At 74.2% G+C, this 13,663-nt stretch carries 11 protein-coding genes; 6 read left to right on the top strand and 5 right to left on the bottom strand.

What is annotated here, in order from left to right; translation table 11 throughout:
• Nucleotides 1–2: 2 nt before the first annotated feature.
• From ACGFI7_RS10270 to ACGFI7_RS10250, 5 genes are read right to left on the bottom strand one after another with little or no spacing between them, the layout of a single operon-like run.
• Nucleotides 3–599 (bottom strand): DUF1349 domain-containing protein, encoded by a 597-nt coding sequence (locus ACGFI7_RS10270; RefSeq protein ID WP_393401726.1) that lies wholly within the window; start codon nucleotides 597–599, stop codon nucleotides 3–5.
• Nucleotides 599–1,708, bottom strand: coding sequence for a Gfo/Idh/MocA family protein (locus ACGFI7_RS10265; RefSeq protein ID WP_393401724.1), 1,110 nt, complete (start codon nucleotides 1,706–1,708; stop codon nucleotides 599–601). Before ACGFI7_RS10265 ends, ACGFI7_RS10270 begins: the two co-directional genes overlap by 1 nt.
• A complete protein-coding gene (locus tag ACGFI7_RS10260) occupies nucleotides 1,690–2,700 on the bottom strand; it encodes a zinc-binding dehydrogenase (protein ID WP_393401721.1) in 1,011 nt (336 codons plus the stop codon). Before ACGFI7_RS10260 ends, ACGFI7_RS10265 begins: the two co-directional genes overlap by 19 nt.
• A gap of 50 nt (nucleotides 2,701–2,750) precedes the next feature.
• Nucleotides 2,751–4,568 carry a N,N-dimethylformamidase beta subunit family domain-containing protein gene (locus tag ACGFI7_RS10255; RefSeq protein ID WP_393401718.1) on the bottom strand — a complete coding sequence of 606 codons (1,818 nt, stop codon included), beginning with the start codon at nucleotides 4,566–4,568 and terminating at the stop codon, nucleotides 2,751–2,753.
• On the bottom strand, nucleotides 4,565–5,755 hold the full coding sequence (locus ACGFI7_RS10250; protein ID WP_393401716.1) for a glycosyltransferase: 1,191 nt from the start codon (nucleotides 5,753–5,755) through the stop codon (nucleotides 4,565–4,567). The genes ACGFI7_RS10255 and ACGFI7_RS10250 overlap by 4 nt, the downstream gene beginning before the upstream one ends.
• 244 nt (nucleotides 5,756–5,999) lie before the next feature.
• On the opposite strand from ACGFI7_RS10250, the gene ACGFI7_RS10245 reads away from it, so the two are divergent.
• Genes ACGFI7_RS10245 through ACGFI7_RS10220 form a run of 6 tightly spaced genes read left to right on the top strand, consistent with a single transcriptional unit; the run spans nucleotide 6,000 to nucleotide 13,645 of the window.
• Nucleotides 6,000–7,193, top strand: coding sequence for a radical SAM protein (locus ACGFI7_RS10245; RefSeq protein WP_393401714.1), 1,194 nt, complete (start codon nucleotides 6,000–6,002; stop codon nucleotides 7,191–7,193).
• A 13-nt stretch (nucleotides 7,194–7,206) separates the two neighbouring features.
• Nucleotides 7,207–9,318: a DegT/DnrJ/EryC1/StrS family aminotransferase gene (locus ACGFI7_RS10240; RefSeq protein ID WP_393401711.1), complete on the top strand. Its 2,112-nt coding sequence runs from the start codon at nucleotides 7,207–7,209 to the stop codon at nucleotides 9,316–9,318.
• Nucleotides 9,315–10,478, top strand: a complete 1,164-nt coding sequence (locus ACGFI7_RS10235; RefSeq protein ID WP_393401708.1) for an acyl-CoA reductase — start codon at nucleotides 9,315–9,317, stop codon at nucleotides 10,476–10,478. The genes ACGFI7_RS10240 and ACGFI7_RS10235 overlap by 4 nt, the downstream gene beginning before the upstream one ends.
• Nucleotides 10,479–10,522: 44 nt before the next feature.
• On the top strand, nucleotides 10,523–11,584 hold the full coding sequence (locus tag ACGFI7_RS10230) for a hypothetical protein (protein WP_393401705.1): 1,062 nt from the start codon (nucleotides 10,523–10,525) through the stop codon (nucleotides 11,582–11,584).
• Nucleotides 11,584–12,447: a phytanoyl-CoA dioxygenase family protein gene (locus tag ACGFI7_RS10225; RefSeq protein WP_393401702.1), complete on the top strand. Its 864-nt coding sequence runs from the start codon at nucleotides 11,584–11,586 to the stop codon at nucleotides 12,445–12,447. Before ACGFI7_RS10230 ends, ACGFI7_RS10225 begins: the two co-directional genes overlap by 1 nt.
• On the top strand, nucleotides 12,434–13,645 hold the full coding sequence (locus ACGFI7_RS10220; RefSeq protein WP_393401699.1) for an MFS transporter: 1,212 nt from the start codon (nucleotides 12,434–12,436) through the stop codon (nucleotides 13,643–13,645). Before ACGFI7_RS10225 ends, ACGFI7_RS10220 begins: the two co-directional genes overlap by 14 nt.
• Nucleotides 13,646–13,663 lie beyond the last annotated feature (18 nt).

Below are 13,663 nucleotides of genomic sequence, written 5' to 3'. Positions count from 1 at the left end.
GGTCACTCGCCGTTGCGCAGGTCGGACAGCCGTTTGGGGGTGTACTGGATGTCCTCGAAGCGGACGGTGGCGCCGACACCGGTGGGGCTCTGGGCGAGGAAGCCCACCTCCGGGTCGCCGTCCAGCGCGAAGTACCTGATGAGGCTCCAGGCGCCGGTCCCCTCGGCGACGTGGAAGGCGAAGGCCGGGCCGACGCGTGAGACGCGGAGCCGGATGTCGTCGCCGTGCATGGGCACCGAGTTGCAGTCGTCGGAGACGCCCCGGGTGACCACCGAGACGACGGTGGGGGTGCGCTGGGGGGACAGTTCGAGGCAGAACTTGGCCCAGTGATCGGCGTCGGCGTGCAGCAGCAGCACGCCCGCGTCGAAGGTGGAGCGCAGGTCGAGCCGGACCCGGGCGCTGAGCGTGAAGTCGCCGTCCAGGCGTCCCACCAGGGCGGGGGCGTTGGCGTACCGGTTCGGCTCGCCCGGGTCGGAGAACAGGTCGGTGCCCGCGGCGGCGGTGATGACGAGCGTGTCGTCGCCGTCGACGCGCCATCCTTCGGGCTCGTTGAGCCAGCGCAGCGGCGCCGGGAACGCGGGCAGGGATACGGCAGCCATCAGGTGTCTTCCTCCAGAGTGGTCGCGGCCGCGTACACGGCCGAGATGAGCCGGTCGACGGCGCGGGCGTCGCGGACGGGACAGACCGGTGCGGTCCCGTCGCGGACGCTGCGCGCGAAGTCGGCCATGAGCGGTGCGTGCGCGTTGGCCGGTGGCGGCAGGTGCTGCTCGACGGTGACCCCGTCGACGGTGCCGCGCACCCACCCCGAGTCGAGCGGGTCGAGTTCCAGCCGGCCGCCGTCGAAGACGAGCAGCAGGCGGTCGTGCCGAGGTCCCGGCCGCCAGGCCGTGTCCACCGCTCCGCTCGCCCCGTCCGGCCAGGCGAGCCTGGCCCGCGCGACCCGTTCGGCGCCGCGCGGGAAGGGCAGGCCGACCTCCGCGCCGGTGACGACCGGCTCGCCCAGCAGCAGGCAGAGCAGGTCGAGGCGGTGGCTGCCCACGTCGGCGAGCACCCCGCCGCCGGACAGCGCCGGATCGGTACGCCACACCTTGGGGTCGTCGGGGCCGGGGTCGAACGATCCCTGGTACGCCACCTCGACCCGGCGCACCGCGCGCCCGCCCAGCAGCTCACGCACCCGGCGGACGGCGGGCGCGAGCCTGCGGTAGTAGGCGACCCCGACGTGGGCGGCGTCCAGCGCGGCGGCGTCCAACAGGGCGGAGTGCGGCTTGGTGGGGTGCGGCTCGGCGGCGTGCGGCTCGGCGGCGTGCGGCTCGGCGGCGTGCGGCTCGGCGGCGTGCGGCTTGAGGGGGCCAGCGTGCGGGTGAGCGGCGTGCGGCTCGGCGGCGTGCGGCTTGAGGGGGTGTGGTGGGCTGCCGAGGGGTTTTTCCACGAGGACGGGGAGGCCGGCGCGGGCCGCTGCCGCGGCGAGCGGCAGGTGGGCGGCGACCGGGGTGGCGACGTAGACGACGTCCGACGCGGCGAGCAGTTCACCGTAGTCGGAGGTGCCGAAGCCGGCCGCGAACGCGTCGCAGGTGGCGCGGGCGCGGGCGGCGTCCCGGCCCCAGACGCAGGCGACCGTCTCCCCGAGGGCGAGCAGGGCGGGCAGGGCCCGTTTGCGCACGATGTCGCCGTAACCGGCGATCCCCCAGGTCAGCCCGGATCCGGACATATCGCGATCTTCAGGGTTTTCGCAGGTGGAGTGAGGTGAGGCGTGTCGTCCCCGGCGGGGTGCAGGGTGGGGCTCTCGGAGAGGCGGTCGAGGGCGTCCTGGAGATTCTCCAGCGGGTACGTCGCGGTGAGGATCGCGTCGAGACGCAGCCGCCCGGTGAAGGCGGCGGCCAGGCGCACGGCGACCGCCATGGCCTCGGCCCTGGCGGTGTCGGTCGGCTCGGCGGAGCTGTGCACGCGCAACCCCTTGCGCTCCCACTGGACGAGGTCGAAGGTGACGTGCGTGTCGACGTGGTGGGTGCCGAGGAAGACCACCAGCCCGTTCTGGCGGACGAGGTCGACGCAGGCGCGGGCGGTGTGCGGGGTGCCGACGGCCTCGACGGCGACGTCGAAGTCCGCGCCCAGGTCGCCGGGCACGGCGTGCGGGGACGGCGCCACGACCGTGCGGTCGGCGCCCAGGAGCGCCGAACGTTCCAGCCGCCAGGGGTCCAGGTCCGTGACGACGATCTCGGCGGCCCCGCGCAACCGCGCGACCTGCAGGGCCATCAGGCCGACCGGCCCCTGGCCCACGATCGCCACCCGGTCGCCCAGCCGCACGCCCCGGGTCGCGTGCACGGCCAGCGGCAGCAGTTGCAGGATCGAGCCCTGTTCGAACGGCACGTCGTCGGGCAGCGCGCCGACGCTGATCTCCCTGGCCGCCGCGAACTCGGCGAACCCCGAGGTGAGCGGGGTGCGGACGAACACCCGCCGTCCCGGCTCGACACTGGTCACGCGCTCCCCGACGGCCTCGACGGTGCCGGCGATCTCGTGGCCGAAGCAGCCGGTCGCGCAGTGGTCACGCAGGCCGTAGTAGTGGTAGTAGGCCAGGTCGCTGCGGTTGCAGACCGTGCAGGCGCCCACCCGGACCAGCACGTCGCCCGGTCCGATGGCGGGCACGGGCGCGTCGTGGTCCAGCCGGATGCGGCGGCGGCCGGCGAGCGAGATGCGGCGCACGCGTCCTCCTCTGCGGGGTCGGGGTGCCGAAGGGTTGCGGGGCGGGGTGGTCAGGGGGCCGGCCGTGGGACGGGTGGTTCGCGCCAGTAGAGGTCGCCCTGCGGGGTGGCGCCGACGAGCCTGCCCGCCGAGCCGGTCAGGGTGGCCAGACCGGGCGTCGTGTCGAGCGGGGCCCACGCGTCGCCGTCCGGCATCCTGCCGTACAGGGCGCCGCCGGCGTCCAGGCCCATCAGCCGCCCGCCGAGATGGGCGAGCGCCACGATGCCGGACCCACCGGTCACGGGGGTCCACGGGCCGGACACCCCGGCGGCGAGCGGGCGGCCCCACAGCTCGCCGCCGGAACCGAGCGCGAACATGGTCCGGTCGACGGGCGCGAGGCCGATCGCGCCGGGCGGTGCGGGATAGATCTCGGTCCACGGCGCGGCCTCGGCCACCGGGTCGCGGACGAGCACCCGGCCGGCGGAGTCCAGGCCGTAGAGGACGACGGGCGCGCCGGAGGTCGCCTCGCGCGGTGCGGCCAGCGCCACCAGCCCGGCCGCCGGCTCGACCGGCCGCCACGGCAGGTTCTGCGTGCGGAAGCGCCGTACGCGCAGCTCGCCGTCCACCAGGCCGAAGAGCAGGTGGTCGCAGACGGCCAGCCCGGTCACGCCGGCCCCGCCGCCCATCGGCTCCCACCAGCCGGCGGGCCCGCCGAGCCGGCGCAGCACGTTGCGGGTGACGCGGTCGACGACCGGGTCGTCGTCGATGGCGTCTCCCCAGCCGACCGTGGCCGCGTTGAACACGGTGCCGGCGCCGCGCCGCATGATGCCCATCGTGGCGTGGCCGCCCTGCCCGAGGTCACGCCAGTGGCGCAGGTCGGCGGTGGCCAGGATGGTGAACTCGGCGGGCGTGCCGTCGGCGCCGGTCGCCAGCGGCACCCCGTCGACCTCGGCGTATTCTGCGGCGTCGGTCTCGTAGCCGATGGCGCCCTTGCCGAAGGCGTCGCCGTCGCGCAGCCCGGTGCCCTCGAACACCCAGTGTCCGGCGAACCGCGTCGTGTAGGCCTCGGCGGCGACCGCGCCCATGTCCTCCCAGCAGCCGGCGCCGCGCCGGAAGCTCACGCCGGTCAGCGTGTTCTCCGGGCGGGACACCGGCGCGCTGGTCCACTCGACGGTGACCAGGCTCGGATCGACGGAGGCCATCGGGTCGAGCAGGGCGTCGCGGTGGCAGACCAGGGTGCGGCCGCCGTCTTCCAGGCGGGCCTGCCACCAGCAGGTGTTGCCGCCGAAGAAGGCGATGTTGCCGCCCGCCGCGACGAACGACTCGGCCGCGTCGCGCATCCGCCGGGTCCAGTATTCGTCGTGGCCCGCGACCACCAGCAGCCGGCGGCCGCGCAGCAGCGGGCCGGGGTCCTCGTGCAGGTCGAGGTTGGAGCAGTAGTCGGCCCGGACGCCGGTGCGGCTCAGCCAGCGGTAGAAGCGATCCTCCCAGTGGCCGGCCGGTCCGCCGCCCGGCCGGTCGAAGGTGACGCGACCGGCCCGGCCGGCGCTCTCCGTCGGGTAGAGCCCCTCCCCCGGCACGCCCGCCCGGTTGTAGGCCTGCCAGGTGAGGAAGGGGACGGACACCAGGAGGGCGTCGCCCGGCCTGTCGGGTCGTACCACGAAGTAGACGTCGTCCTCGGGATCGGCGGAGCCGAAGGACGCGGCGTAGAGCGAGCTCGGCCAGCCGGGCGGGATGTCGAGGGTCCACCACGGCCCGGCGCAGCCGAGCCGCGCCACGGTCTCGCCGGTCACCGTGTCGCGGACGACGCAGTGGCTCTCGTCGCCGGTCAGGCGGAAGCGGAGCCGGCCGCCGCGCGGCGCCGAGGTGGCGGTCGCGTACGCGCTCATCCCCTGGGGCCCCGCAGGTCGCCGTATCCGCCGTCGGCGGTCCAGCTCAGCGGCCGGATGTGGGCGTTGAACGGCTTGCCGTCGAGTGTCATCTCCGGGCGCGGGTGCGCCAGGTGCAGCAGCGGGTCGTCGAACCTGGTCAGCCGTCCGGCGCGGGCGAGCCTGGCCACGACGTCGTCGTCCTCGCCGCCCCAGCCCTGGAAGCGCTCGTCGAAGCCGCCGATGGCGTGGAAGACCGGGGCCCTGACCCACAGGCAGGCGCCGGGCGGCTCGCGGAGCACCAGCGAGCGGAGCGCGTCGAGCGGCACGTCGGCGTCGCCGCGCTCCAGCCTGCCGCGGATGGCGGCGGAGGAGGACTCGGGGTCGAGGCAGTACATGCGGCGGTAGGGCAGGAAGGCCGACAGCGTGGGCTCCGCGGTCATCCGGCCGATGTTGCGCGCCAGGAAGCGCCGGTCGGTCAGGATGTCGGTGTCGAGCACGCAGATCAGCTCGGGCTCGCCGGGGGTGTTGCGCACGCCGGCGTTGACCGCCCACGACTTGTTGAAGTGGCCGTCGTGCCGCGCGAACAGGTAGTGGTCGGCGAGCGGCTCGACGGTGCCGCGCCAGCGGGGCTCGGAGTCGGACTCGACGACGGTGACGCGCACCCGCGCGCCGTGCTCGTCCTGGTCGCGCAGGGCTGCCAGGCAGGCGAGCAGGTTGCGGGCGCGGGCGCCGCCCACGCGGTCGCGGAAGGGGATGACGATCGTGACCGGGGTGCGCGGCCGGGCCCAGGCGGCGACGTCGTCCAGGCCGACCGCGGGCGCGGACCGGTCGATCCTGACGCCGTGGTGGTAGTCGACGAGCACCTGCTCGTCGGCGGCGGCGACGAGCTTCTCCAGCCGGGGGCGGTCGGCGGGAGAGTCGAGCAGCAGGGCGGTGAGCGAGTCGGCCAGCGCCGACTCCAGCGCGCGGTCGCCGGGCTCGGCGGCGAACCGGTCGAGGTCGGCCGCCGCGGGACGGCCGGCGGCGAATTCGGCCACCGCGCCGGCCACGTCGCGATAGTGCGGCCCGCTGATCTCCCACCAGTCGGCGGCCACGGCGGGGACCGAGGGATCGTACGCGAGGAAGACGTAGGCGGCCAGCCGGCGGCCCAGGGACCGGACGTCTCTTTCCGGATTTCCGGAAGACGTTGCGGGAGTTTCTGCCACGCCGATTCCTCTCACCTGCGATAACACAGAGCCGGACACACGCTACCCCGCCGAAAATTTCATCACAAGAGGTCTTGACCAATTTTGATGTTTCCCCTAGCGTCACCTGGGAGCGCTCCCAACATCCCGTTAACGGACGGGACAGAACACCTTCCCCGGCAAGACGGAAACCGGCCGACACCGGATTCCGGCACGCATCCGAACCATAAGTTCGAGGCCATGTGTTCCGAGGGCTGGAGACGAGATGTCCGACGAGGGTTACCGATCCGCGCGTCCCCACAACCGTGACGATCTGGTGGAGGTATCGCTCGACCAGGCCCACGCCCCCGACAAGGTGCTGGCTCACGAGGACTTGCTGCGGAAATTCGTCAACGGCGAGACTTTCCGGCCCATCCATATGCGCATCGGCATCATGGGCGCCTGCAACATGCGTTGCAATTTCTGCAACTTCCATTCCCCGAACGAGGAGAACTTCTACGACCTGTTCTCCTTCAAGGACGCCATTCCCACCGACAAAAGCGTCAAGCTCATGCGGGAATTCGCCGAGTCCGGCGGCCGGGCGGTCACCTTCTGCGGCAGCGGGGAGTGCACCATTCACCGCGGCTACCCGGAGATCTGCACGGCCGGCCATGAGTCGGGGCTGCGTATCGGGCTGATCACCAACGGGTCGCGGCTGCACCGCCGGGAGATCGCCGACTGCGTGATCAACACGCACACCTGGGTGCGGGTCGGGCTCAACGCCGGCACGGAGGCGACCTTCAACGAGATCACCCGGGACCGCGAGCGGACCTTCACCACATTCCTGACGGCCGTGGGCCGGCTGCGCGAGAAGGCGGTCGATCCCGAGTTCCGCATCGGCTTCAACTTCGTGATCACCAAGCAGAACTACCGGGAGATCGTCCAGGCGGCGCGGGCCGTGTGCGACTCGGGGGCGCACTACGTCCGGTTCGAGCCGGAGTTCTACAGCGCCATGGGCCACGAGACCATCGACGAGGTCATGGCCGAGGTCTCCGCCTCGCTGGCCGAGGCCGCCGCGATGTCGACGGAGGAGTTCGAGGTCTCGATCCCCAAGCTCGACCGGGGGCCGATGGACCAGGTGGACGAGGTCGAGGGCGACTTCGAGCACTGCCACTACAGCCGCTTCGTCACCGCCGTCGGCGCGGACGGCCATCTCTACCCGTGCCCCCAGGTGCACCTCAACAGCCGCTACCGCATCGGCAACGTGCTGGAGGACGGCTACCTGCCGGTTCTGGAAGGCGGGCCGAGGGCCGAGTGGGAGTCCAGCAACCCGCGCCGTACCGACCTGTGCAAGTCCTGCTTCTACCGGCCGCAGAACGAGCTGCTCGAATGGCTGCGCCGAGGCCGGATCAAGCTCGACGACGCGCTGGCCCACTACCGCGTCGAGGTGCCCCAGGCGCTTCACGCCGACTTCGTCTGACCCGGGGACCGCCTTGACGCCGATCGACCGGTTCGCCCATCTGGGCCGTTCCCCCGTACAGGCCGCGGACCAGACCACCCGGAACGCGCAGGTGCGCAGGGCGGTCACCCGGCTCGCCGCCGTCCGCGACCGGACCCTGCGCGTCCGGTCCGCGTCCGCGGAAGAACGGCGCCACCCGCGCACGGACCCCCACAGCGCCGGCCACGCGGACGAGCACCCGGGGCGGCGGGTCGATCGGTTCGTGTTCGAGCACGACGGGCGCGGCGAGATCCGCGCCGTCATGCTGACGCCGCCGGGTCCGCCGCCGTGGCCCGCCGTGCTGGTGTGCCCGGGGCGCAACGCGACGCTGGAGCGGGTGACCGGGCTGGTCCCGCCCGACCATCCAGGGCGTGACGTGGCCGCGCACCTGACCGCGGCCGGGTTCCGCACGCTCACCCTGGATCACGGGCTCGACGGGTGGGCCGACCCGGCGGCGCTGGGCGGGCGCGACGCCGGGGACGTGCTGGACGCCACGCTGCGGCTGCACGGCGGCAGCCTGCTCGGCGCGCTGGCCGAGGACACGCTGGCCGCGCTCGCCTGGCTGCGCGCCGACCCCGAGGTGGAGAGCGTGGGCCTGTTCGGCCACAGCCTGGGCGCGGCCGTGGCCCTGCACGCCGCGCTCCTGCTCGACGAGCCGATCCCGCTCTGCGCGGCCAGCCACCTGGGCACGTACCAGACGATGATCGGCAGGCTGCTGGCCTGGAACCAGTACGTCGCGCTGCCGTCCATCCTGCGCCACGCCGACCTGCCCGACCTGTACGCGGCACTGACGCCGGCGCCGCTGCAGATCCAGTACGGCGCGGCCGACGCGCGGCTCGACCCGGGCGACGCGGCGCAGGCCGGCGAGCGGATCACGCGGGCGTACGAGCCGGGCCGGGCCGAGGTGCTCCGCCTGCCGATGGGGCACGGCACCGGCCTGGCCGAGACAGCCGAATTCTTCACCCGGACCCTGGCCAAGCCCGCACCCGCCGAGGTGACGGTGCCCGCCGCCCGGATCCTTTTCGACGTGCGGGCCCGGCTGGACGTGCTGGACCTGGTGGACGACGCCCTGGCCACGGGGTCGCTGACGCTCGGCCCGACCGGGGCGCGACTGGAGGAGCTGGCGGGCCGGGAGCTCGGCCGCGGCGTCGCCGCCGTCAGCTCCGGCTCCTCGGCCCTGGAGATCGCGCTGCGGATCGTCGGCGTCGCGGGGCGGACCGTGCTGGTCCCGGCCAACACCTTCTTCGCCACCGCCGCGAGCGCCGTCCGCGCCGGGGCGGCGGTCGACTTCGTGGATCTGGAGCCGGACGGCCTCGGGATGGATCCCGAGGGCCTGCGGGCCGCGCTGGCCGCGCACGGGGACGTGGCCGCGGTCGTGCCCGTGCACCTGGCCGGGGCGCTGCCCGACTCGCTCGCCGAGGTGCTGGCGATCTGCGCCGACCAGGGCGTGGCGGTCGTCGAGGACGCCGCGCACGCGCTCGGCTCGTCGCTCGGCGGACGGCCGGCGGGCGCGTTCGGCCGGCTGGCCGCCTTCTCCCTCTACCCGACGAAGGTCGTCACCAGCGGGGAGGGCGGGCTGCTGACCGCCGGGCCCGACGACCTGGACCGGGCCAGGCGGCTGCGCGACCACGGCAAACGGTCCTTCGAGGAGAACCTGCACGGCGACCTCGGCAGCAACTGGCGGATGAGCGAGCCGCACGCGGCGGTGGGACTCACCCACCTGGCCCGGCTGGCGGAGCTGCTGGCCGAACGCCGGGCGCTGGCCGCACGGTACGACGAGGGCCTGGCCGGCGTGCCCGCGCTGAGCCGCCCGGCCATCTCGGCGCGCTGCTCGACGAACCACTACAAGTACCTCGCCCTGCTGCCGGAAGGCGTCGACCGGGCGGCGCTCAAGCGGCGGCTGCGCGAGGGCGGGGTGCGGCTGGCCGGCGAGGTGTACGACGTCCCGCTGCACCATCAGCCCTACTTCGCGGACCGCTTCGGCGACCGGTCCTTCCCCCGGGCCGAGGCGTTCGCCGCCCGCCACATCTGCCTGCCGATCTTCCCCGGCATGACCGCCGCCCAGCAGGACCGGGTCGTCCAGGCGCTGCGGGACGCGTTCTCGTGACCCGCGAGGCGACACTCCCCCTGCTGCGCGGGGGCCGGTGGTACCGGTCGATGGACACCGTCCCGGCGCCCGGCGGCACGCTGCTCTGTCTCGCCCCGGAGATCGTCGTCCGCGACGACGCCGCCCGCCTGCGGGCCCGGCGTCCCGCGATGCCGGACCGGAGCCGGCGGCTGGAGCTGCTGCGCGAGGCCGTGGAGCGGTTCCGGCACGGCCGCGTTCCGGTGGAGGGCCTCGGCGCGCAGGACCCGGGCGACTTCGCCGCGTCCATGCGGGAGTCGGCCGGGCTGCCGGCCGCGCTGACGCGCCGCTGGTCGGACCTGCTCGCCGAACGGCTGGAGGAGCTCGAGCCGGACGAGCACGACGGACTCACCGTGGTGTCGCTGCCCGCCAACACCTTCACCTGCCTGGAGGCGGTCCTGGAGGCCGCGCTCTCCGGCGCGGCCGTCTGGGTGCGCCCGAGCAGGCGTGAGCCGGTGTCGTCGGCCCGGCTGATCGGCGCCCTGCTCGACGTGGGCTGGCCGGCCGGGGCGCTCGGCTACTACCCGTCCGCGCCGCGTACGCTGCACGCCCTCATCAGGGGCTCGGACCGGCAGATCGTGTACGGCGGGGACGGCCTGGCTGCGGACCTGGCGAGCGGAGCGCCCGGGCTCGACCTGCGCGGACCCGGGCGGGCGTGTGTGATCGTGGACGGCCGGCCGGACCCCGAAGAGCTGGCCGCGCGGATCGCGGGGGACGCCGGACGGTTCTGCACCAACGCGTGCGTGATCGCCTGCCTGGACGGCACGGAGCCGCTCGGCAGGCGGCTGGCCGGGACGCTCGACGGCATCGCGCTCGACCCGCCGGACCCGCGCTGGCCGCAGGCGTCATGGCCGGAGCCTGACGCCGCCCGCCTCGCCGCGTTCGTCATGGACCGGCTCGAACCCGGCGGGCGGCTGCTCACCCGGCGGCCCGTGCTGTCGAAGGCCGGCGGGTCCGTCTACCTCGCCCCCACCCTCGTCGAGGCCGGCCACCCCGGCCACCCGCTGGTCGGCTGCGAGCTGCCCTTCCCCTTCGCCGCCGTCGTCGCGACGGACCGGGCCGGTGCGCGCCGCCTCGCGGCCGGGTCCCGGTTCGTCCACCCCGCGGGCTTCGCCGCCTCCCCGGAAGGAGTGCCGTCCTGAACACGAACCACCCCAGGGAGCCTGACGGTTCCCTGCTCGACGCCATGCGGGAACACGTCCCCCCGCTGCGCGAGTCGCTCGACGAGTGGACGGCGCGGATGATGAGGTGGCACTTCGACGACCGGACCGGCTCGGCGTTCTGGCTGGCGCGCAAGCGCGACCTGCCCTTCGACCCGATCCGCGACGTCACGGACTACGCCTCGCTCCGCCTGTTCGGCCTGTTCGACAAGACGGACCTGCGCGGGGTGCGGGCACGCGACCTGGTGCCGCGCGGCTTCGCCGGGCGCCCGTTCCGCGTCGTGGAGACCGGCGGCTCGTCGGGTCGCCCGTACCGGGTCGTGGACGTCACCCGCGCGATCCACGACGTGGCGATGTACCGCGTCATGCTGGAGGCGCGCGGACTGCTCGGCGGCGACATCCTGGCCATGACGCCGAGCGGCCCGCACGCCTACGGCCACTTCGTCAAGCTGCTCGGCGACAGCTGGGGGGCCGCCGTCTTCTCGGTCGACTTCGACCCCCGCTGGGTCAAGCGGCTGGTCGGGGCGTCGGGCGAGGCGGACGCGTACGTGGACCACCTGATCGCGCAGACCGCCGACATCCTGGAGGACGAGCGGCCCGCGCTGCTCTTCACGACCTCCCGGCTGCTCCTGTCGCTCGCGCCGGCGCTGCGCAAGCCACTGAGCGCGTACGGGGTGCGGGCCGTGTGCACGGGCGGCACCTCCTGCACCGCCGAGGAGGCCCGATACCTGCGTGAGGAGTACCTGCAGGGGGTCCAGTGGATCGACACCTACGGCAACACGCTGTCCGGGCACGCGCTCCAGGGTGACGCCGCGACGCCCGGCGAGCCGCACAGCCACCACCTGCCGCCGCCGCTGGCGGTCATGCACGTGGTGCGGCCGGACGACGTCTGGCAGGAGGTCGCCGTCGGCGAGCGGGGCCGGATCCGGGTGGTGACCCTGCTGGAGGACCTCTTCCTGCCCAACCTGCTGGAGCGGGACACGGCGGTCTCCGCGCCGCCGCATCCCTGGTTCCCGTGGCCCGGCGTGTCGCAGGTGGGACCGTACGAGGCCGAGGACGGGCCGCGGATCATCGAGGGGGTCTACTGATGTCACGCCAGGTCGTCTCTTCCAACGGCGTGCCCATCCCGTTCACCGACGAGCTGTTCGCGCCGATGCCCGACAGCACGCCGCTGGCCGGTGACGCCGCCGCGCTGCGCCGGCGCTTCGCCGAGGACGGGGTGGTGCTGCTGCGCGGGTTCCTGGACCGGCGGGCGGTGCTGGACCTGCGCGCGGCGTACCTGTCGGCGTTCCCCGACGGGCTGCTGGCCCCCGGCTCCACGCCGGAGGAGGGGATCTTCTCCGGCCGGTCCCCCGGCGGCCTGCCCGCGCACGGGGTGCGCGGCCATCCGGCGCACGCGTTCGTACGGGACCCGCGCTTCACCGCGTTCGCCGACCAGCCGGCGCTGACCGGGCTGGCGGCGGCGCTGCTCGGCGGCCCGGTCGAGCGGCTGCCGCGCGGCATACTCCGCCACTTCCACGCGGGCACGCTCGCGGCCTCGCGCGCGCACACCGACCACGCCTACATGACCAGGGGCAGCGACCGGGTGCTCACCATGTGGATCCCGGTGGGCGACTGCCCGGTGGAGACCGGCGGCCTGGTCTACCTCGAAGGCTCGCACCGGGAGACGGCCGAGCGGTTCGCCCGGGCCCGGCTCGCCCGTGACCGCGCCCACGACCCGCGGCCGATCAGCCACGACCTGCGGGCCACCGCGCTGGCCGTGGGCCGCAGGTGGCTGTGGCACGACTACGAGGCGGGCGACGTCACCGTGCACGGGCCCCATCTGGTGCACGCCTCGCTCGACACCGTGACCGACGCCATGCGGGTCTCCGTGGACCTGCGCTTCATCCTCCGGGGTGAGAAGGCGGACAACCGATGGATGAAGGAGTGGGCCGGCGATGACGGCGCCTGAGGACACCAGCCCGCCGGACCTGGCGCCGGAACCCCGCAACGCGGGCCTGACCAGGCTGGCCGCGATGGCGGCGTTCCTGATCGTCGGGCTCGCCTACGCCAGCTTCCTGATCCGGGTGCCGACGCTCAAGGTCGAGCACGGGCTGTCGGAGGGGCAGCTGGGCCTGCTGCTGTTCGTGCCGTCGGTCTGCGCGCTGATCTCCATGCAGCTCACCGGCGCCCTGGTGGCCAGGTTCGGCAGCGCGCCGATCGCCAGGGTGACCGGGGTGGCGCTGCCGCTGTCGCTGGTCGGCATCGCGCTGGCCGCCGACCCGATCCAGCTCGCCGTCGCGCTGGCGGTCTTCGGCCTGATCGACGGGCTGCTCGACGTGTCGATGAACGCGCACGCGATCGCGGTGGAGCGCACGCTCAAGCGGGCCGTGATGAACCGCTGCCACGCGGCCTGGAGCATCGGCGCGCTGGCCGCGTCGCTGCTGGGCGGGCTGGTGCTGCAGGCCGACGTCTCGCTGACGGCGCACTTCGTCTGGATGGGCCTCGGGGTGGCCGCTCTCGCGCTGGTCACCGGCCTGTGGATGCTGCCGCCCGGCGCCGACCGGCAGCCGGACCAGGAGAAGAAGATCAAGGTACGGTGGGCCGCCGGTTGGACGCCCCGGGTGCTGCTGCTGGGCGTGATGGGCGCGAGCGTGCTCGTCCTGGAAGGCGCGGTCGGCAACTGGAGCGGCGTGCTGCTGCTGGACGAGCGGGGCGCGACCCTGGCCGTGGCCTCGCTGGGCTACACCCTGTTCAACATCTGCCAGGTCGGCGGGCGGCTCGTCGGCGACCGGCTGCACGAGAGGTACGGCGCGCCGCTCCTGGTGCGGGTGAGCGGCGCCATCGCGCTCGCGGGCCTGGCGCTGGTCGTGGCCGGCCCGAACGCGGCCGTGACGATCGCCGGTTTCGGCGTGGTCGGCGCGGGGCTGTCGGTGCTGCTGCCGCTCATCTTCAGCGCGGTCGGGCACGGCAGCTCGGTGGGCGCGGCGACGGCGCTGGCCAGGTTCACCACCATGACCTACTCGGGCCTGCTGCTCGGCCCGGTGCTGATCGGCTGGCTGGCCGAGGGCGTCGGCCTGGCCGTCGTCTTCGCCGGTCTGCTCCTGCTGCTGGCCGTGGTGATCCTGAACGCCGGGGCGACCCGCGCGGCCGACCAGAGGGACGCCTGACCGCGCGCCCGCCCCGGG

Source organism: Nonomuraea sp. NPDC048826 (genome assembly GCF_043198225.1).
Classification (GTDB): domain Bacteria; phylum Actinomycetota; class Actinomycetes; order Streptosporangiales; family Streptosporangiaceae; genus Nonomuraea.
Note: the sequence above shows the minus strand (reverse complement) of the source record. Positions and strands in the feature narration are given on the sequence as shown.